General features: G+C 70.3%; 18 protein-coding genes and 1 pseudogene. 10 read left to right on the top strand and 9 right to left on the bottom strand.

Annotation, left to right across the window (positions count from 1 at the left end):
• Positions 1 to 86: 86 nt before the first annotated feature.
• On the bottom strand, positions 87 to 1,277 hold the full coding sequence (locus BMX74_RS01545) for an FAD-dependent oxidoreductase (protein ID WP_055508006.1): 1,191 nt from the start codon (positions 1,275 to 1,277) through the stop codon (positions 87 to 89).
• Between the two features lie 180 nt (positions 1,278 to 1,457).
• Entirely contained in the window at positions 1,458 to 2,483 is a 1,026-nt protein-coding gene (locus BMX74_RS01540; protein ID WP_091097722.1) for a saccharopine dehydrogenase family protein, read from the bottom strand.
• A 102-nt stretch (positions 2,484 to 2,585) separates the two neighbouring features.
• Here BMX74_RS01540 and BMX74_RS01535 point away from each other — a divergent pair, with 102 nt between their 5' ends.
• From BMX74_RS01535 to BMX74_RS01525, 3 genes are all read left to right on the top strand, one after another.
• A complete protein-coding gene (locus BMX74_RS01535; protein ID WP_091097721.1) occupies positions 2,586 to 3,557 on the top strand; it encodes a helix-turn-helix domain-containing protein in 972 nt (323 codons plus the stop codon).
• Positions 3,558 to 3,832: 275 nt separating this feature from the next.
• Positions 3,833 to 4,399 carry an RNA polymerase sigma factor gene (locus BMX74_RS01530; protein ID WP_091098056.1) on the top strand — a complete coding sequence of 189 codons (567 nt, stop codon included), beginning with the start codon at positions 3,833 to 3,835 and terminating at the stop codon, positions 4,397 to 4,399.
• A 47-nt stretch (positions 4,400 to 4,446) separates the two neighbouring features.
• Positions 4,447 to 4,911, top strand: coding sequence for a peroxiredoxin family protein (locus BMX74_RS01525; RefSeq protein ID WP_091097718.1), 465 nt, complete (start codon positions 4,447 to 4,449; stop codon positions 4,909 to 4,911).
• Positions 4,912 to 5,111: 200 nt separating this feature from the next.
• Here the strand turns inward: BMX74_RS01525 and BMX74_RS01520 are convergent, their stop codons facing one another.
• Together BMX74_RS01520 and BMX74_RS01510 are read right to left on the bottom strand one after the other, a co-directional pair.
• Positions 5,112 to 6,089 carry a phosphotransferase family protein gene (locus tag BMX74_RS01520; protein WP_091097717.1) on the bottom strand — a complete coding sequence of 326 codons (978 nt, stop codon included), beginning with the start codon at positions 6,087 to 6,089 and terminating at the stop codon, positions 5,112 to 5,114.
• A gap of 437 nt (positions 6,090 to 6,526) precedes the next feature.
• Complete coding sequence (locus BMX74_RS01510; RefSeq protein WP_091097713.1) at positions 6,527 to 7,363, bottom strand: helix-turn-helix transcriptional regulator; 837 nt, start codon at positions 7,361 to 7,363, stop codon at positions 6,527 to 6,529.
• Between the two features lie 132 nt (positions 7,364 to 7,495).
• Between BMX74_RS01510 and BMX74_RS01505 the strand changes: the two genes are divergently transcribed.
• Positions 7,496 to 8,083 (top strand): YbhB/YbcL family Raf kinase inhibitor-like protein, encoded by a 588-nt coding sequence (locus BMX74_RS01505; protein WP_091097710.1) that lies wholly within the window; start codon positions 7,496 to 7,498, stop codon positions 8,081 to 8,083.
• 192 nt (positions 8,084 to 8,275) lie between these two features.
• Entirely contained in the window at positions 8,276 to 8,917 is a 642-nt protein-coding gene (locus tag BMX74_RS01500; RefSeq protein WP_091097708.1) for a hypothetical protein, read from the top strand.
• A 185-nt stretch (positions 8,918 to 9,102) separates the two neighbouring features.
• On the opposite strand, the gene BMX74_RS01495 is transcribed toward BMX74_RS01500, so the two are convergent.
• Positions 9,103 to 10,533, bottom strand: coding sequence for an alpha/beta hydrolase family protein (locus tag BMX74_RS01495; RefSeq protein WP_091098054.1), 1,431 nt, complete (start codon positions 10,531 to 10,533; stop codon positions 9,103 to 9,105).
• Positions 10,534 to 11,038: 505 nt separating this feature from the next.
• Between BMX74_RS01495 and BMX74_RS43715 the strand changes: the two genes are divergently transcribed.
• Complete coding sequence (locus BMX74_RS43715) at positions 11,039 to 11,245, top strand: hypothetical protein (RefSeq protein WP_176573549.1); 207 nt, start codon at positions 11,039 to 11,041, stop codon at positions 11,243 to 11,245.
• A 207-nt stretch (positions 11,246 to 11,452) separates the two neighbouring features.
• The gene (locus tag BMX74_RS01485) at positions 11,453 to 11,782 is read left to right on the top strand and encodes an Imm51 family immunity protein (protein WP_063792299.1); all 330 of its coding nucleotides are present in this window, start codon (positions 11,453 to 11,455) and stop codon (positions 11,780 to 11,782) included.
• Between the two features lie 610 nt (positions 11,783 to 12,392).
• Here BMX74_RS01485 and BMX74_RS01475 read toward each other — a convergent pair.
• The 3 genes from BMX74_RS01475 to BMX74_RS01460 all read right to left on the bottom strand — a co-directional run bounded on the left by BMX74_RS01475 (position 12,393) and on the right by BMX74_RS01460 (position 15,349).
• Positions 12,393 to 12,941, bottom strand: a complete 549-nt coding sequence (locus BMX74_RS01475) for a hypothetical protein (RefSeq protein WP_055507988.1) — start codon at positions 12,939 to 12,941, stop codon at positions 12,393 to 12,395.
• Positions 12,942 to 13,973: 1,032 nt separating this feature from the next.
• Positions 13,974 to 14,792 carry a MerR family transcriptional regulator gene (locus BMX74_RS01465; RefSeq protein WP_236715072.1) on the bottom strand — a complete coding sequence of 273 codons (819 nt, stop codon included), beginning with the start codon at positions 14,790 to 14,792 and terminating at the stop codon, positions 13,974 to 13,976.
• 50 nt (positions 14,793 to 14,842) lie between these two features.
• Complete coding sequence (locus BMX74_RS01460; RefSeq protein ID WP_055507983.1) at positions 14,843 to 15,349, bottom strand: VOC family protein; 507 nt, start codon at positions 15,347 to 15,349, stop codon at positions 14,843 to 14,845.
• Between the two features lie 479 nt (positions 15,350 to 15,828).
• On the opposite strand from BMX74_RS01460, the pseudogene BMX74_RS46560 reads away from it, so the two are divergent.
• Positions 15,829 to 15,963, top strand: a pseudogene (locus BMX74_RS46560) (IS256 family transposase); the annotation flags it as partial.
• 247 nt (positions 15,964 to 16,210) lie between these two features.
• Here BMX74_RS46560 and BMX74_RS01455 read toward each other — a convergent pair.
• Entirely contained in the window at positions 16,211 to 16,720 is a 510-nt protein-coding gene (locus tag BMX74_RS01455; protein ID WP_063792298.1) for an NUDIX hydrolase, read from the bottom strand.
• Between the two features lie 513 nt (positions 16,721 to 17,233).
• Between BMX74_RS01455 and BMX74_RS01450 the strand changes: the two genes are divergently transcribed.
• Entirely contained in the window at positions 17,234 to 17,785 is a 552-nt protein-coding gene (locus tag BMX74_RS01450) for an RNA polymerase sigma factor (RefSeq protein ID WP_176573548.1), read from the top strand.
• Positions 17,782 to 18,360 carry a hypothetical protein gene (locus BMX74_RS01445; protein ID WP_055507979.1) on the top strand — a complete coding sequence of 193 codons (579 nt, stop codon included), beginning with the start codon at positions 17,782 to 17,784 and terminating at the stop codon, positions 18,358 to 18,360. The genes BMX74_RS01450 and BMX74_RS01445 overlap by 4 nt, the downstream gene beginning before the upstream one ends.
• Positions 18,361 to 18,373: the final 13 nt, after the last annotated feature.

Raw genomic sequence — 18,373 nt, 5'->3', positions numbered from 1 at the left:
ACGCGCAATCTACCAGCGCGGCGATCGGAATGTCCGGAACTCCCGGCCGAACCGGGCCAGTCCGACGAGTGTTTCCCCGGCGGCGCTCAGGCCGCCGGGAGCGGGTCCTGGCCGAGCATGCGGCGACCGTTCTCCGCCGACAGACGTACCGCGTCGAACCCGTAGGCGACCATCGCGGCCTCGTACTCCGCCAGCGCCCGGAGCAGCGGCCTGCCCCGGGCCACCCGGCCCAGCGCGGACGCCAGGGCGGCGGCGTCGCGCAGCGCCGTGTTCGCGCCGACGCCGCCGGCCGGGCTCATGGCGTGGACGGCGTCGCCGAGCAGCGTGACCGGGGTGGTGGGCCAGGGGGCGATCGGCACGCTGGTCCGCAGGACGATCGGGAAGACCGAGGGCAGGTCCCAGTGCTCGATGATCGCGCGGACGCGGGGATGCCAGGCGCCGAGCAGTCCGAGGGTCATCTCCTGCAGCTCACTGCCCGGCATGGAGCGCAGCTCGTCGTCGGAGCACGGCAGGAACTCGGCGCGCGCGCCGAAGGAGCAGGTCATGTAGTCGCCGTCGGCGTCCAGCCGCACGGCGGGCGCGAGCCTGGCCGCCGCCTGCCCCGGCGGCTCCGGGTACTCCACCGGCGCGACGCCGACGAACATCCTGCCGGGGCCGCTGATCGGGGTGAACACGGCGTACATGTCGTCGGGGAACAGCGGCCGCGTACGCTCCGTCAGCGGGACCTTCCCGTAGAGCTGCCGCAGGCCGGTGTCGACCACGCGGGCGTGCGGCAGGTACTGCCGGCGCACCGCGGAGTTGACGCCGTCGGCCGCGACCAGCACGTCGCCGGTCGCGGCGCCGCCCCCCGCGAAGCGCGCGGTGACCCGGCCGTCCGCGCCGGTCACGAAGCCGGTGAACCGCTCGCCGAACCTGACGGCGTCCTCGACCCCGGCCAGCAGGATCCGCCGCAGCGTCAACCGGTCGGCCGCCAGGTGGACGTCCTCGTCGGAGGGCTCCAGGACGGCCAGCCGGTTGAGCTGATCGTCGAAGACGGGAGTGCTCGGCCGCGGCCGGCCGGACGTGGCGCGGAACAGCCGGTGCAGGTTCGCGGGCAGGACCTGGGCCAGGGCGTGGTCGCCGTGGCCGTCGATGTGGATGCGGTAGCCCTGGCGGCGGGAGGCCAGGGCGTCGTCGGCTTCGTACACGGTGAAGCTGATGCCGTGCCGGCGCAGCCCCTGCGCCAGGCACAGCCCGCCCAGCCCGGCACCGACGATGATGACATGTGGACGCGGCATGACGGCCGTCCCTTCCTCGTGGCGTGGCAGAGAAAGAGACGCACGGGTCACACCTGCTGGGGTGCGGTGTTCAGCGCCGGAGCGCCGTCCGGACTAACCCATACCGGACCGTGTCTTCGCGCGTGCTCAGGGCCGGAGGGTACCAAGCGGAGATCGCCCCGGCAAGGGCGCGCCGGCCCGCTACGAGGGCAGCTCCGGGGAGACGTCCGGGGACAGCGCGTGGAGGAAGTCTCGCGCGTCGAACATCGCGCCCGCGGAGGCGACGCCGGTCGTCCTGGTCCGTCCGGTGAGGATGCGCTCGACCGCTTCCACCGCGAGCGGCGCGGTGACGGCGTAGATGTCCCTGCCGCGCGCCACGGCGCGCCGCTCGTCGCCGCCGGAGCGCACCACGACGTCGACAAGGAAGGTCTCCGCGGTCCGCCCCCGCCCATCGGCCGGCGCCGCCGTGTCGGAGGCCGACAGCTCCCTGGCCGCCTCGACCGTCATGTAGGTGCGCACCTCCGAAACGCACAGGTGGCTGGGAACGGTGACGACGTCCGCCATCGTGAACTCCCCGATGACGGCCCGGACGCCGAGCGGTTCCGGGAAGCGCCACGCGAGCGTCGGCGGGTCGTCCCGGCGGTACTCCAGCCGCCCGTTCGCGTAGCGGACCCGCCGGCCGTCCCTGCGCCGGCTGGAGACCGCGCCCGCGGCTCGCGTCCCGGCAGTGGGATGCCAGCCGCTCAGCCCGTACGCGACGTGGACCTCGTCGGCCTCCGTCCAGTCGCCCATGGCGGCGGTGGTGAGCAGGTCGCCGAGGCCGCCGTAGAACGCCATCGCGGGGACGATCACTGCCCCCTCGGCGCGGGCGCGGCCCGCGAAGTGCGCGAACGTGTCGGCGTTGGCCTCGATCTCGGCCGCGACGTCCACGTACGGGATGCCGGCGCGCAGCGCCGCCTCGATGACCGGGGCGGCCGTCGTGGCGAAGGGCCCGGCGCAGTTGATGACGGCCGCGGCGCCGGCCAGTGCGCGGTCCAGCGAGGCGGGGTCGCCGACCGACGCCACGCGGGCCCCCGGCCCGCCTTCGGACGCCGCGAGCGCTTCGAGCCTGCCGGCGTCGCGGCCGGACGGCACCGGGACGAACCCGCGCCGCCTCAGCTCCGCCACCACGAAGCGCCCCGTATGCCCGTACGCCCCGTACACCGCCACCGTCTGCCCCAACCCCATGGCCGCTCCCCTGCCGCTCGACTGTTCCGCCGCAGACATCCTGGCGAGGGCAGGCTCTCCACCGTGAGTGTCTGAAACGCCATTACCCATACAATTCCGGACATGAAGACCGTCGCGCTGGCCGTCACCGACGGGATGCTGCACTTCGAGCTGGCCCTGGCGTACGAGGTGTTCGGGGCCGACCTGACCCACCTGGCCGACCCCTGGTACAGCCTCGTCGTCTGCGGGCCCGGCCCCGTACGGGCCGGGCGCTTCCTGCTGGAGCCAGACCACGGCCTCGACCGGCTCCCGCGCGCCGGCACCGTGATCGTCCCCGGCCTGGCCGACGTCGACGAGGACCCGCCCGCCGACCTGGTCCAAGCGGTGCGCGCGGCCCACGACGCGGGCGCCCGCGTGGCCTCCCTCTGCACGGGCGCGTTCGTCCTGGCCGCCGCCGGCCTGCTGGACGGCCGGCGCGCGACCACGCACTGGTCGCACACCCGGGCCCTGGCCGAGCGCCACCCCGACGTGCGCGTGGACCCTGACGTCCTGTACGTGGACAACGGCAGCGTGCTCACCTCCGCCGGCAAGGCCGCCGCCATGGACCTGTGCCTGCACCTCGTCCGTCTCGACCACGGCTCGTCCGTCGCCAACGCGGTCGCCCGCCGCCTGGTCGTGCCGCCGCACCGCGACGGCGGCCAGGCCCAGTTCGTCACCACCCCGGTGCCCGCCCCCGGCAACCACCCGCTCGCCGACCTGTTCCCCTGGGTGATCGAACGGCTGGACCATCCGCTGACCGTTGAGGACCTGGCCCGCCAGGCGCGCATGAGCTCGCGCAACCTGACCCGCCACTTCAGGTCGGTGACCGGCACCACCCCGCTGCAGTGGCTGCTGACCCAGCGGATCCGCCACGCCCAGGAGCTGCTGGAGACCACCGACGACGGCGTGGACGCGATCGCGGCGGCCACCGGCATGGGCACCGCGACGACGCTGCGCCGGCACTTCAACCGCACGGTCGGCGTCCCCCCGGACGCCTACCGCCGCACCTTCCGCTCACGGCACCACGGCTCGGGAGAAACGGTCGGAGGCTCGTGACAGCCTGTGCGGGTGACTCCCGAGATCCCCGGTCGCACGACGGTGCTGCCGGGCGGTCGCTTCCTCCCGGAGGCCCAGCCCGAAGCCGTGGCGACCGCGATCGCCGACCTGATCACCTGACCCCCATGACCATCGGCGGCTGGGCCGCGGGGGCCGCCTCCGAGCCCACGGCGTCCAGCCGCCGACTTGAAGGTGAATCCTTTCGCGGCCTGGACGCCTCTTATGCGTGAAAGGTCACGCTGGGGAGGAGACGCAGATGAGTGACGGGTGCGGACATGGCTGACCGCGGCTGGGCGAGCACCCAGCTCATCGAGGCCGCGCAGGCCGGTGACCGGGAGTCGATCACCGCGGTGGTCCATGGCGCCCACTCTCACGTACGGCGCTTCGCGGAGCACCTGTGCGCGTCCCCGCAGGACGCCGAGGACGCCGCCCAGGAAGCGCTGATCATCCTCTACCGGAAGATCGGTACGTTGCGCGCCACCGGCGCGCTGGCGTCATGGATGTTCAGAATCGTCCGGAACGAGTGCCTGCGCCGCGCTCGGCTGCTGTTCGACCTTCATGACGAGGTCGGCGGCGGTCTGACGACGTCCGCCGAGGAGGAGGTCATCCGGCGGCTGGAGGCCGAGCTCGTCGCGCAGGCGATCAGGGAGCTGCCGGACGTCCAGCGCCGAGTACTGATCATGCGGGACGTCCTTGGCCACCCGGGGCGGAGGGTCGCGGAGACGCTCGGCCTGAGCAACGCGGCGATGAAGTCCCAGCTGCACCGGGCCCGTGCCAGGGTCCGGCTCAGCCTGGCGGGGAGGCCCGGCCGCCCGCACGACCCCGGAACCCCCAGCGCCTGACCTGCGCAGACCATGTTCCGCAACCCGAGTTGAAGGGGAGTTCCGCCATGCTCGAAACCGGATCACCGGCGCCCGACGTGGTGCTGGAAGACACCGACGGCCAGGCCGTCCGCCTGTCCGACCGCCGGCGCGATCACGCCGTGCTCGTCTACTTCATGCGGTCGACGTCCTGCCCGGTGTGCAACCGGCACGTCCAGGACCTCGTCCGGCGCCGTGACGAGTTCGCCGCCCGCGACGTCCGGGTGCTCGTCGCCGTCCCCGAGGACCGCACGGCGGCGGCGGAGTGGAAGGCGAGGCGCCGGATCCCGTTCACCGTCCTGGTCGGCCGCCACGCCACCCCGCACGAGCTGGTCGGCCTCAGCAGGAAGGTCTTCGGGTCGCTGCAGCAGTCCGGCAGCGTCCTCATCGATGCTCACGGCGTGATCCGCCACGCCCACGCCGCCACCATGCCGACCGGCGGCTACGACAGGAGGGGGATCACGGCCGCCCTCCAGGCCCTCGCCCCTTCCTGACCGGGTCGGGATCGACTTCGCCGGCGGTGGGGCCGGGCAGCCGGCGGCCGCGGCGCCGCAGGCTGCCCGCGCGCCGAGATCAGCATTCCGAGAGGTACACAGATCACGGCCGCCCTTCCGCCGGGTGCGAGGCGATCTCCGCCGGCGCCTCACGCACCGCACAGCAGCTGCTGTTCCGGCCTCTTCCTGGAGCTGAGCCGTCAGGCGACGGCGAGCGCCTTGGCGATGTTCCACTCGGCCAGGTCCAGCATCCATTGCCGATCGGGGAAGTCGGTGTCCGCGATCCGTAGAGGACCCTCGATCAGCGACAGCACCTGCGCGTACCGGTAGAGCTCCAGCCTGTGGGGGTCGAGCTCGACCGGGCGCAGCGCCGGGTACGCGTCGCCGAAGCGCATCTGGAGCCAGGCGTGCTCCCACTCGACGTCGAAGTACGCCAGGCCCTCGAAGTCGATCACGACGGGTTCGCCCGCAGGCGTGACGAGCACGTGATCTGGTCCAAGTTCGCCGTGCACCAACCCGTATCTCTCACGCGCCGTGACCGCACGACGAAGCTGGTGTACATGTCCAGCGATCCGGTCATACGCCTCGCCCAGCCGGGCGTCGCGGTTCGCCACGGCGTCAAGGTGGCCGAGCGCCCGGTCCACGATGACGTCCTCAGGACGTCGTGTCTGGGACGCCTCGCCGCGAGTGACAGCCGCGAGCTTGCCGTATTCCGGGCCGAGCGTGGTGTGCATGCGGCGCAGGGCGTCACCGAGCGTGGACAGCGGCGCGGCAGCCGCGGCTGGGTCGTCTTCCATCAACGCCTCGAGCTTCACCGCGCCGACGTCCTCGACCAGGGCGACATCGGCATCGAGATAGCGGCTTTCGCGGTCGAGCATCAGGAGCCGTGGGATCCGCACTCCCGCGGCGGCCAGGGCGGAGTGGTTGACGGCGAACAGTTCCGCGCCCGAAGCGTCGGTGAACGGGTCGTCCGGGACGACCGGCGAGGATGGCCAGTAGTTCTCCTCGATCGTCCAGACGTAGAGGATCACGGTCGTCTCGTCGTCCAGACGGAGCCGGTAGACGCCCTTCTTGCTGCCGCCGGTGAGCCGGTCCAGCGCGGTCAGCCGCCGACCGGTGCCGAACTGTGCCGCTACCAGGTCGCGCACATCGTCCGGCTGCAGGAACGATCGTGTCATGATCGCCTTTCGTCAGGTCGATCAACCATCGTGTCCGAGCCGGCGACAGCTCGCAATCGGGTTCTCGGGTCGCTGTGGAGTGGTGCGGTCGGGCCTTCCGGATTGGCAGCCTCAGATCCCCACGACGCCGCACCCGCCGTCATGGTCGTCCCGTGACCACCCCCGCCTGGGAGCAGATCCAGATCGAACGTCACGAAGACGGGTGGGCCCCGTTCGACGCGCGTTTCGCCTTCCGTCCGTACTCATGGCGGAGCGGCGAGCCTGCGATCAACGAACCCACCCCGTCACTGACCATCGACCTGGCCCCGCTCCTCACCTCATGGCTACCGGTGTCAGGGGCCCGCCCCTGACACCTACGGCAAGCGGCTTCGAGGGCATTCCGCGCCGATCCCGATCACCGACGACCAGCATGGCCGCTGACGCGCGCGTGGCCTCGGTCAGGCAATGGCGGTCAAAGCGGTCGAGCGGGCCGTGACAAGGGCGCGCAGGGCGTTCTCGGTGGCCTGGTCGGCCGGGGTGAGGACGAACAGGCGCTGGTCCGAGCCGTCGAGCGCGCAGAGCATGTCGTAGGCCAGGGTCATCAGCCCGACGTCTTGGCGCAGGATGCGTTTGGTGCCGCGGGAGCGTTCCTCGACATGCTGGTTGGCCCACCAGGCGGCGAACTGCGGGCTCGCGGCACGCAGGTCGGCCACGAGCCTGGCCAGGACCGGGTCGCCGGGGTGGCGGGCGCTGTTGGCGCGCAGGTTGCCGACGGTCTCGCGGGCGAAACGTTCCCAGTCGAGCTGGCCCTCCCGCAGGTCCGGCTCGCAGAACAGGATGCGCGCGGTGTTGCCCAGCCGCCCGGCCCCGAACTCGGCGCCGAACAGCGCCTTGGCAGCGTTGTTGCAGGCCAGGATGTCGAAGCGGAAGTCCATGACGTAGGCGGGCAGCAGCGGCATACCGTCCAGCAGCGCGCGCAGGGACGGCGAGAGCGGGGCGGGAACGTACTGCGGCGGCGGCGCCTCCCCCCGCGCGACCAGGTAGAGATGCACTCGTTCGGCCGGGCTGAGCCGCAGCGCGGCGGCGACGGCATCGAGTACGGCTGAGCCGGGCGTGCCGACCCGGCCCTGCTCCAGCCGGATGTACCACTCCACGCTGACCGCGGCGAGCTCGGCCACCTCCTGGCGGCGAAGCCCGGGCGTGCGCCGCCGTCCACGGCCAGGCAGCCCGGCCTCCTGGGGGGTCAGCCGTTCCCGGGCTGCCCTCAGGAAAGCTCCCAGCTCATCGCGTCGCATGCCGACAAGGATGGCAGAAGGGGCGTATCCCCAGGGTGGCACGCCGGGTACCAGGCTCCCGAGCGCCTGGCCACCCGCCGAGCCGGGGCGGAAGGGTGAAGAGCACATCGCCACACCTTGAGGAGAGCAGACATGAAGCGCAAGTTCACCGCCCTGGCCGTCGCCGCCGTCACGGTGGCCGCCGCTGCCGGGACCGCCTCGGCGGCCACCACCGGGGCGCCCGGCTTCGGCTACCACAAGGTGCGCGCCGGCGTCCCCGTCCACGCCGCCAGGTTCCACGTGCAAAGCCCCGACCTGGCCGCAGGCACGTTCCCCGCCGGGGCCTACGCCGACGGCTTCGGCTGCACCGGCCAGAACGCCGCCCCCGCCCTGACGTGGTCGGGCGCCCCTGCCGGGACCAAGAGCTTCGCGGTGACCATGTTCGACCGGGACGCCCCGACCGGCAGCGGTTTCTGGCACTGGACGGTCCGCGACATCCCGGCCTCCGCCACTTCGATCCCCGAGGACGTCACCAACGGGGCCAACGACACCGGCGCGACCGGCTACCTGGGCCCGTGCCCGCCTGCGGGCGACCGCCCGCACCGATACGAGCTGACCGTCCTGGCGCTGGACGTGGCCGACGCGGGCGTCCCGCGGAATGCCACCCCTGCCCTGGCCTCCTTCGCCCTGTCCGCCCACGTCATCGGCTACGCCCGCATCACCGCGACCGCCAAGCGCTGAGGATCGCGAACAGTCAGCGTCAAGGCGTCGCGATCCGAGGGCGTTCCCCACCGGCCCTGATCACTGACGACCAGCATGGCCCCTGAACAGCGAAGAGGCGGCTGATCGTTTCCGGCTGTGGCGCTGGTGCGGCACCGACGGGGGCGGGCACTTCTGGACGGAACGCGGAGAAATCCACCGTGATCGGGCACGATGGGCGGCGTGACGCAGACTTCGTCGGCCAGTCGGTGGGGCAAGGCCTGGTACGTCGCCGCGTACGTGGCCTTGATCGCGGTGACTGGTAACGCGGCCGTCCTGCTCGTAGCCCTCAATCTCGATGTGGGGCAAAGCATGTGGCCCGACGCGCAGCCCGATGACCAAGTGGTAGCGAAGTGGCGTACTGCCGCCGTCCTGGCCTACACCTCCGGCAGTGCGGTCGGGCACATGTGCGCGCTGCCGGCCGGCCTGCTGGCCGCACGATGGGCCAGGGACAAGACATGGCGGACGGGCCTCGCCACAGCGGTCCTCGCGGGGGCCGGGCTGGGCCTGGCAGGCCTGGCGGCGGCATCGTGGAGGGCGGCTCCCCTCCTGCGCGAGTTCGCGGCTTCACCTGGCATGACCGACAACGGCGGCAGGCTGATCGTCGACCCCGTGCTCTGGCACCATGGCTGCATCCCGGCCGCCATGGTCGTGGTCTTCGCGACGCTCGTGACCGTTGCGGGCCTCGGGTTCGGCGTCGCTCGGGCTAGACCAGTCAACAAAACCTTACTGATAGTGGCATCTCTCGTGCTCGTACCCATCGCCCACTTCTTGGTACCGGCTGTTGTGCTGATCCCGGGAGTGGGACCGTACTAGTAAGTGGAGGGCCGTGAGAGAGGCCCGTTCCCCGCTGACCTACCTGGATTCACAGTGTGGAGTTGTCGGGCTGGCCGGTCAGGCCGACGCGCTGGACGCGGCGGGCCGCGAGAAGATCTTCGCCGATACCGCGTCGCAGCGGGAGATCTCGGGCCCCGGAATGGCCACGACCCGTACGTGCCCGCCTACAGGACGGTCAGGTGGCCGTACCTGGACAGGGCTGCGGCCAGGTCGCCGGACTTGCCGCGGAGTACGGCGTCGAGGAAGGCGACGGTGGCCGCCGCGGTGATACGTGGCCCGGCGGTCCGGCCGAGGGAGCCGACGAGCGTGGGCAGCGGCGGCAGGAAGAGCGGCGCGTCGGTGAAGGTGAGGTGTGCCGAACCCGGGACGGTGAGCCGGTAGCTCGTCGCTGTGCTGAGCTGGAGCACCCGCGTGAGGCGAGGGATGTAGTCCGGCTCCTCGCCCGGCTTCACGTCGTGGGTGAGCGCGAGCACGGGCTGGTTGAACGGTTGCGGTACGGGGTCTCGCGGGAAGCCGTCCAAGTCGATGACGGCTGCGAACCGGGGGTCCTGGCGGGCGGCCTGCAGGGCGGCGGCGCCCCCGAGGGAGTGGCCGGTCGCCGCGGCCCGGTGGATGTCGAGCCGCCCGGTCAGGAGGCCCGGGATCTCACCGCGGTCCAGGCGGCCGAGCTGGGTGAGGACGAAGCTGAGGTCGGCGGCCCTGACCGCGGTCCACCCGGCCGCGCGCCTGTTGTCCTCCGCCTGGTCGCCGGTGGACGCGACCCGGGTGCGGATCGTCCGGCCGTCGGTAAGAGTGACGACGGCTGAGTCGTACGGGTGGTCGAGGGCCGCCACGACGTAGCCGCGGCTGGCCAGTTCCTCGGCCCAGGCGGTGCTTTGGGTGCGCACACCTCCGAGCCCGGGCGAGAACAGGACCACGGGGAACCGGCCGCCTCCGGCGGCCACCGGGGTGTCAGGCGCTGAGCGCGTGCGGGCGCGTGCCGCCTCGTCGAGGATGAAGCTCGGAAGGCCGAGATAGTCGGCCTCGCCGCGGGCGACGAGCCGTGCCTCCTGCGCCGTACGGCCCGAGTACCACGCCCGCCGGGCGGCAGGATCGGGCTGCGCGGGATACCAGAGCTGGACGACGACCGTCCGCTTGTCATCGGCCCGGGACGTGGCGGTTTCCGCTCGGTCGGGGTCGGTCCACTGCACGACGGTGGTGCCGACGGCGTGCGCGCCCGATGGCGTGGGGAACTCGGGCCGGGGTAGCGCCCACGCCGCCGCCGCGCCCGCGAGAATCAGAGCCAGACATGCCGCCGACCCCGGCAGGGCCAGCCACCACCGAGCCCGCCGTGCGGGCCGTCCGGCACGCCGCCTCGGCAGGGAGGGAACGGCGAACGTCAGCGCGACGGCCCCGCCCGCGAGGACGGGTATGAGCTGCCAGCGGATCCCGATCACGGCCAGCACGATCGCGGACACCGCGAGGGCTGCCGCACCAGCCCACGTCGAGGGCCGGCGTGCGCCGGGCGGCAACCAGCGGGCCACCACCAGCACGACGGCGGCCGCCAAGGCCGAGAGCTCTGCGAGGGACAGGCCGAAGAACACGGTCACAGTCATGTTGATCACCGTGGCGGAGTGACCTCAGCCGGACAACGGCCGCAATGTGGAGAGCTGTGCGCGACCTCGGTATGACCTCTCGCGACCGGTCTGCGACCGGGGTCGTAGGGCCCGGCAGTCCTGGCGCCTCCGGACGGACACTCGCCCGTCCTCACCTGGCGCCCAGGGCGCGTGGCGGGCTGGCACCACTCGGCCGGGAACGACCCACCCGAATGCGGCTGCAGCGCCACCCTCACCGTCGCCGCCCGCACCCGGCCGGCACCCGGCACCTTCCCGCAACCGGCGCTCGGCCTCGTCCTCGACACCCGCACAAACGCATCGGCGCCAACGCCATCACCACCCTCAACCCCCTGGCCACACCCAGCCTCCCTGCCGGTCGATGAGTTCTGGGCGCCGGCGGGGACGACGGGATGTCGGTGTCTCCGTCGTAGACCGCGTGTTGGAACCTTCGGTCTCCGCCTGGGCCCACCGGATCGAGCAGGACCCTGCACAGCGCGGAGTGGTCGTGGGCGTCGAAGTAGCAGCCTTCGGCCGAGTACTGGCCGCGTCGGCAGCGCTGTGCACGGGGGAAGAGGAAGTCGTCGATGGTCGCGCGGATGACGTCGCGGTCCTGGGCCCGCAGGACGACGGCGAGCTCGTCGGCCAGCATGGTCTTGCCGGCGGCGGGCGGCCCGTCGATGGCGACCCGCAGCGGGTGCACGGTCGTGATTGACCTGATCGCCTCGGCCAGCCAACTGATGAGCTCGTCGCGGGCCCCTTGCTCCATAGCTGCCTCTCTCACGGTGTGTCTCTGCTCAACACCGCGCGTCAGGCCGCGGTCGCTTTCTCGCGTTCGACGACTCCGCGACTGCCTCGGAATAGGCGGTTTCCGAGGTTGCCAGCACTCGCCGAGACTGCGACGATCCTCTGAATGAGCCCGATGAGATTGCTCGAAACCGCGTCCGGGAAGTTCTCACTGCTGCTGGACGCGGGAACGACCCAGGTGGACGAACTTATCGAGGAGTCCGGTCACGAGCCGAACGGATACTTCTGGGAAGGCGTCGCGCGTTTCCTCGTGAGCACGGAGGCACCGTCGCTCGAGGCACGATTCCAGTACGACTCGGAGGGCGGCATGTTCTGCGCCTACGGCACCGATCAAGAGGAACTGCGGCATCTGGGCGAGCTGATGAGCGCGGTCGCCACGGATGGCGACCGGGTGCGCGCGCTTGTCGCCGCGGCCGAGGCCGCGGGTTTCGAATTCGACGACTGATCCGCACACCGCCACGCCCCGGCGCCTCAACCTCCTTGGCGGCGACGATGTCCCCCTTCGCCTGCTCCGTAGCGGTGCTGGCAGGCGACTGAGCGCGAGAGCAGCTGGATAAAAGTGTTGATCTTGTTCACGGTGATGGCTGCCAGAACTCTGCGCGGACAACTTGCCGTGGCGGAGGAAGCACCACGGCCTCTGTCCATCACCCGCGAAACAGCCCTGGCCCTGTCCGCCCGCGACGACGAGCGCGAGGCGAAGGCCGTGCAGGGCGATCCAGCGCAAAACGAGAGGGGTCCATCGAGGCGGTGACGCTGCCGCCGCTGCGGGGTTCGCCGACAGACGGTGGCGCCGCCGGCCACTGCTCAGCGGCCGATGCGGGTCCGGGATGTGGTGGTAGCGCTGGACCAGCGGGACGATCGAGGGAAGGTCAAGTCGATGCGGTCGCGGCTGCTACGGCCGGCTGCCGACGGGTGGCCGGTGCGCTGCGAGGACGGCGCCCACGCGATCGCCCCGGGCGTGAACGGCAACGCCCCGGCTTGGGAGGGGAGTGAGCGGGTGGCCCCGTAAGAGCAGGGCGCTGCAGGCCCACCACACTGGCCCCACGCCCAGGCGGCTACATGCCGGCCACCGCGTACGCGTTGAGGACGATGGCGGCCCTGGCTCGCACCTGCTCCTCGGAGTCGTGTGCCTGGATCCCTTCCAGCAACGGCTTGAATTCCGGCCACTCGATGTAGACGACGGACGAGACGGCGATGTCCCGAACCCGGTATTCGCCATGTTCACGGGCAGCCTTGGCGAAGGCGGTGAAGAATTCCTGGTCGAACTCGCGCGGCGCCCCGAACGCGGCTCGTACCAGGGACTGGGCGAGGTGGCGCGGATCCTCGGCGTCCTGAATCGCTGCCAGCAATTCGGCGACGCTCTCGATTTCACCCTCCAGGTCGTCATCCATTTGCCGGATGACCCGCTCGGCGAGCCCGGAGTCCTTGCCGACGGCGACGATGCAGCAGTCGTTGGAGATGTGACCCTCTAGGTAGCCGAGCACCACGTCCCGCGTCACCCCCCAATTCACCTCGCGACCCTTGCCACGGTCGAAGTTCCGGTCGGCTTCGTACACGACAGGCCAGCCGTACGACTGCGCCAACTCGTTGATTTCGTCGGCCATCGGGGAGTGCCGTAGTACTCGCCGTCGTGTCCGGTAGATCATGTCCTGCCCCTTGCTTCGTTCCCGCAGCCATGTCCTCACTGTCCGTAAGGTCTTCCGTCTTCGCCCCAGCCGCCGGCAAGGTAGGAGACCCGGATCCACGGCTCACCGTACTTCTTCACGATCGCCGCCCCGCCCGTCGTGCCCTCCGGGAGGGCCGCCCTCTCGGAGCGGCCCAGCGAGGCGCGGAGCTCCCCTTGCAGAGCGGATCCAAGCACAGGCGGCACCATGGTTCGGCCGCTGGGTGAGCGGCTCGTTGCCGGGTGTCGGTGAGGTCGATCGTGGCGGGCCGGCCGGTCCGCGCTGGTGGAGGCGGTCGAAGCGGGGGCAGGTCAGCGATGGGGAGGCGCCTGCTGCTGTGACCCCCACAGCCCGACCTGAAGGCCGGCGAACTGCCGAGGATCTGCCACCAGCACACCCTCACCGTCCGCGAGGACGACCTCGGCCACCTCGACAAGTTCCGCCAGGACGTGGCCTACCTCGGTCCTGCCTGGATCGGCACCTACAAGTCCGTCCGAGCCAACACCGAGGGCCACAACGGCAGGCTCAAGGGACACCACCTTGATCTCGGCGACCCGAGAACCGACTCGCCCACATCCTGGGCGCGTTGCTCGTCGCGGTCGCCAACGACCACTTCCTCGATCAGTGGCGCCCCCGCAGGCCAGAGCAGGCCACCACCCCGCCGCAGAGCCTCGCTCACCGTCGGCTTCGCCATGCCCAACGGCCGGATCTCGGTCCTCCACCGGCGACCTGACACCGTCCGGGCCTTCCCAGACACCCGCCCCGCGGTCCCCAACCAAGGCGAACCCGATTCAGAAACCCCCGAAACGACAAGATCCCGCCTGATCTCACGATCAGACGGTCCCGTCAACTTCAGTCCAGCCGTTTCAAGAACGGCCCCCGGTGGGGTGTTCACGAGAGCCGATCACCTCGCGGAGCGGGCGAGCCTGAAGATCGCTTCCCGTGCGAACGTTGATCGTTTCCCGGCAGGTGTCAGGTCCAGGTCGCCGAATCCGGGTCGATGCCTCGATCGCGGGCATTGGCGTCGATGATGTCACGCAGCCAGATGGTCAGGCCCGGCTCGATTGCGTCGTAGTAGGCCGTGAAGCCAGGATCGGCGGCGTACTTCCTTCCCAGGCAGACCTGCATCGAAAGGGTGCAGTCGAAGTACGCGTCCATGGAGGCCCTGTGTCGTTCCGCCAGGGCGTTGGCTTCGGCGCTGCCTGGCCTGACGCCGGCGCGCTTGGCTGCTGCCAGGTCGTGCTCGAACACGGTGATGTTGTCGGCGATCTGCTGCCAGTCCTCGGGGGTCCTGCCCGCGGCGCGCTCGGCGTACTGCGCCCATTGAGCTGTGTCGCCCCACCGTTCACGTGCGCCCACGATCAGTGACGGCTGCCAGCGCTGCCCGAAGATCGCGACTTGTTCCTCCGGGGAGAGCAGGATGCCGGCGCGCACTGCTTCGATCATGCGATCGACCGCGTCGACCATTGCTTGCAAGCGGGAGATGCGATCGAGGAGTTGGGCGCGCTGTTGTCTCAGCGGCACGGTCATGTCGCTCGTCGGAGCATCGAGAAGTTCACCGATGTCGTCGAGCGACAGACCGAGCTCGCGGTAGATGAGCACCCGGTGGATGCGTGCGATGTCGGCCGCGGAGTAGAGCCGGTAACCGCTGGCGGTTCGCCCGGACGGGCGGACGAGCCCGACCCTGTCCCAATGATGGAGGGTACGGACGGTGACGTCCACGTGCAGTGCCGCAGCCCCGACGGTCAGCCCGCCGGGTTCCGCGGCATCGTCCATCGCGGTGTCGGTCACGCCGTCGAGTCTGACATGCGCGTCTGACATGCGCGTCTGACCTCCCGGTTTCACCCCTTGGGAAGCGTGAAGCCGTTTGCTTCGAGGTAGCGTGCCTCGGCACTGTCGAGGTCAAGGGGGCGAGCCGCTGTCATGATCACGCAGGCGTTCTCCGGCGTGATGACCTCCAGTTCCACGGTGTTCCATGGCGTCTGTCGCGGTCCCGTCGTGCATCCGGGCACCAGCGCGGTGCACGCCTGCGCGATCTCATCAACCTGGCTCAGAACGCAACTGACGCCGATGCTCACCGTTGCGGGGGCCGGCAGGGCGTCGGTCGGGACGAGCAGGACGTCTTGGAACGCCCACCGTCGAAGGTGTGTGACCTGGCCCGGGACGGTGAACAGGTCGATGAATCCGAGCCCGCGGGTCCAGAAATTTACGGATGCGGCCAGGTCCGGCGTCGGCACCCTCACGAACAACGGCATGCCGTAGATTCCCCGGTAGATCTCCGGTGGCGTCGCGTCGGGCCCGGGCGGAGGGACAGGACTGATCTCGAATGCCTCGTAGTAGTCGGCCATGTGATTCATCGTGGGCCCTGACGCAACGTCAGGGTCAAATCCGAATCAGCACTTGAACGCCATCGCACGAGCCCCATCGGGGTCTTCACGAGCTGGATGACTTGGCAAGCCAGGCCCTCTTGAGATCGCTCCCCGGCGTCCGGACGATGGCCTGACTGCGCCCGGCGATTCCGGGAAACGATCACTCCTCGCGTGAGAGGCGGTCTTTGGACGCTCCTGTTCCGCCTGGTCATCCGCTCCCGTGAACGCCTCAGGACGAGCAGGCGGTCTCAGACGTCCATGGCGTGCTCCGGCAGCAGGACGGTGATGTTCAGTCCGGCCGAACTCGCGCTCCCAGATCGGCCACTTGTCGCGCCCCACCTGGCCTCACGCCGGCCACAACCCGGTCCTGTTCCTCAACGCCAAGGGCGACGGCTGGCCGCCCGCGCCGCCCGCGGCATCATCGCCGCTGATGAAAGGAGGACCAGGCATCGACGGAGATCGACCTGGAGGATGCCGCCGTGGCGCGTACAGAGCCCAAGGACTCCGGCAGGGAGCTGGTCGAGCAGGCCCGCGCCGACGGGATGGAACTGGTCGGTGAGAACGGGCTGCTGGGCCGGCTGACCAAACTGATGCCTTGAGCGCTTTCGAAGGCCCGCCTGACCCCGACGCGCCGCCTGGGACCTCGGCAACACCGACACCCACCCAGACCGCGCTGCTCTCCGGCTCCGGCGTGCCCATCGAAGCCATCTCACGCCTGGTCGGCTACCGCACCACCACCGGTGACGGACAGCCCGCCCAGTTGGTCATGTGGCAGCGAAAAGGGCCGCTTCCACCACCCAGGAGCGGCCTTCGTCCTGGGTGAGTCCAATGGACGACCTGCTAAACGCGCAGTGCACGTGGTTCACCTGACGGGTGTCCCCCCACGGCCAGTACATCGGCCAGCAGTTCCGGAAGTCCCACGGGTCGTAGAGACTCCGTGCTCTCGGCTGCGACCAGTTCGCCCAGGGACCACCATCGGTGATCTGCAATACCCTGCTCTTCGCCCGGCTCCAGATAAGCACGGCTGATCGGCTCCGCACTGCGCATCCGCGCAAGGAAATACCGTTCGTGCATGTGCACAGGTTCACCGTGCCACAGGACGTCCGCATCGAGGGTCCACAGGCATGGTCCCCACTCGGCCTCCGTCAGCCCGGTCTCCTCCAGCAACTCTCTACGAGCGGCCTGCAGGAAGTCCTCACCCTCCTTCAACCCACCGCCCGGGGGGACCCAGAACAACGCCCTGACCGGAGACCCCGGGACCACGATGGCGCCATCGTCCCGGTGCTGGATCATCAGAACTCGATCGGCCTGGTCCAGCAGAACAACCCGGGCACCTCGTCGGGTCCGCATCGTCGGCTCCCATCCGGCGTAGTCACTCAGTTAGTCACTCGGCAACGCAAAAAGCCGCTCCCGATCACTCGGAAATGGCCTTTGACCCATGTCTAGAAGATCGCTTCCCGTAGCGAGAATAATCGTTTCCCAGGGCCAGGTTGTGGTGATCTGCGCAGCTCCGAGGCCATCCCACCGCTTATCTGGGGTTCTTGTCCTCTCCTCGCAGGTCAAAACGAGATGGTCTTTCCAGGCACATGAGGCACGTGGAGATCTACCGAGGGTGTCAGGTTCAGTGGCTGGTGAAGCGGATAGTGGCACCGGCTTCCCGCGCCGCCTGGTCGACAGGCTCGGCGGCCATGTCCTGCACGAGGGCAGGCCGCCCGCATCACCGCGAGCAGGCCGTCGGCCCGCCTCGCACCGTCAGGCTCGGCTCCCATGAGCCGGGCGGTTACCTGGCCATGACATGTCGGATGTAACCCCTTTGCTGGTTCTCGCCAAGTAGAGGCGAAATCGACGAAGGGAGCATGAGCGGTGCGTCGTAAACGGGCGGAGATCGCCACAGATCCTGTGGCCTTCGAGGCCTTCTACCGGCGGCACGTCGATGCGCTCACCCGCTTCCTCGCCCGCCGCGTCGACGACCCGCACACCGTCGCCGACCTGGTGGCCGAGGTGTTCGTGGCGGTGCTCGACTCGGCCCACACCTACCGGGCCGAGCTGGGCACCGAGATCGCCTGGCTCTACGGTGTGGCCCGCAAGACGCTCTCCGCCGAGCGGCGCAGAGCGTACAAGCAGTACCAGCTGACGGGCCGGGTGAGCGGGCGGCGCACGCTCGACATAGACGACATCGCCGAGCTGGAGCAACGTATCGACGCGGAGCGGCGCGCCAGGCAGGCGTTCGAGGCCATGGCCGAGTTGCCGGAGGGAGAGCGCGCGGTACTGGAACTGGTCGTCATCGATCAGCTCACGGTCACGGAGGCCGCGCTCGCCCTCGGCATCCGGCAGGGCGCCGCCAAGGTGCGCCTACACCGCGCCCGCAAGAAGCTCCAGAACCTGCCCTTCGTCATGAGTGGAGCATCGGAATGAAATACGAGGAGCAACTGCTGATGGAACTCAAGGCCGAGATCACCGACCGCGTCGAGCGCCGCCGCCGCCTCACCCACCGGCTCTACGCGGGCGGCGCGGCGGTACTCGTCGCCGCGGCGGCCGCGTTCGCCGTCCCGATGCTGACCGGGACGGAGAGGCCCGCGTACGCCGTAACCAAGAACACCGACGGCACGGTCAGGGTGGAGATCAACGAGTTCAAGGACGCCGACCAGCTCGAACGGGACCTGGCCGCGGCGGGCATCAAGGCCGACATCACCTATGTCCCGGCCGGCAAGCAGTGCAAGGCGGGCAGAGGACAGACGGGCGGCACGGCGCTGGGCGGCGAGCCGGGCTCCGGCGCGTCCTGGATGCGCGACGGCGGGGTGGAAATCGATCCGCGGCGCATCGGCGCCGACCGGACGCTGGTGCTGGAGTTCGCCGGAGACCATCAGGAGACGGCCGAGACGAAGGAGCGTCCCCTGCTGTGGCGGCTGACGGGTTCTCTGATCGTCGGCCAGGTTGCGCCCTGCACAGTGATCGATGACTCATCGTGGGAAGCCGGCGGCGGGAGCTGACGACCCCACGAGC

Source organism: Nonomuraea pusilla (assembly GCF_900109355.1).
Taxonomy (GTDB): Bacteria; Actinomycetota; Actinomycetes; order Streptosporangiales; family Streptosporangiaceae; genus Nonomuraea; species Nonomuraea pusilla.
The sequence above is the reverse complement of the archived record's forward strand: the minus strand, read 5'-3'. Positions and strand labels throughout refer to the sequence as shown.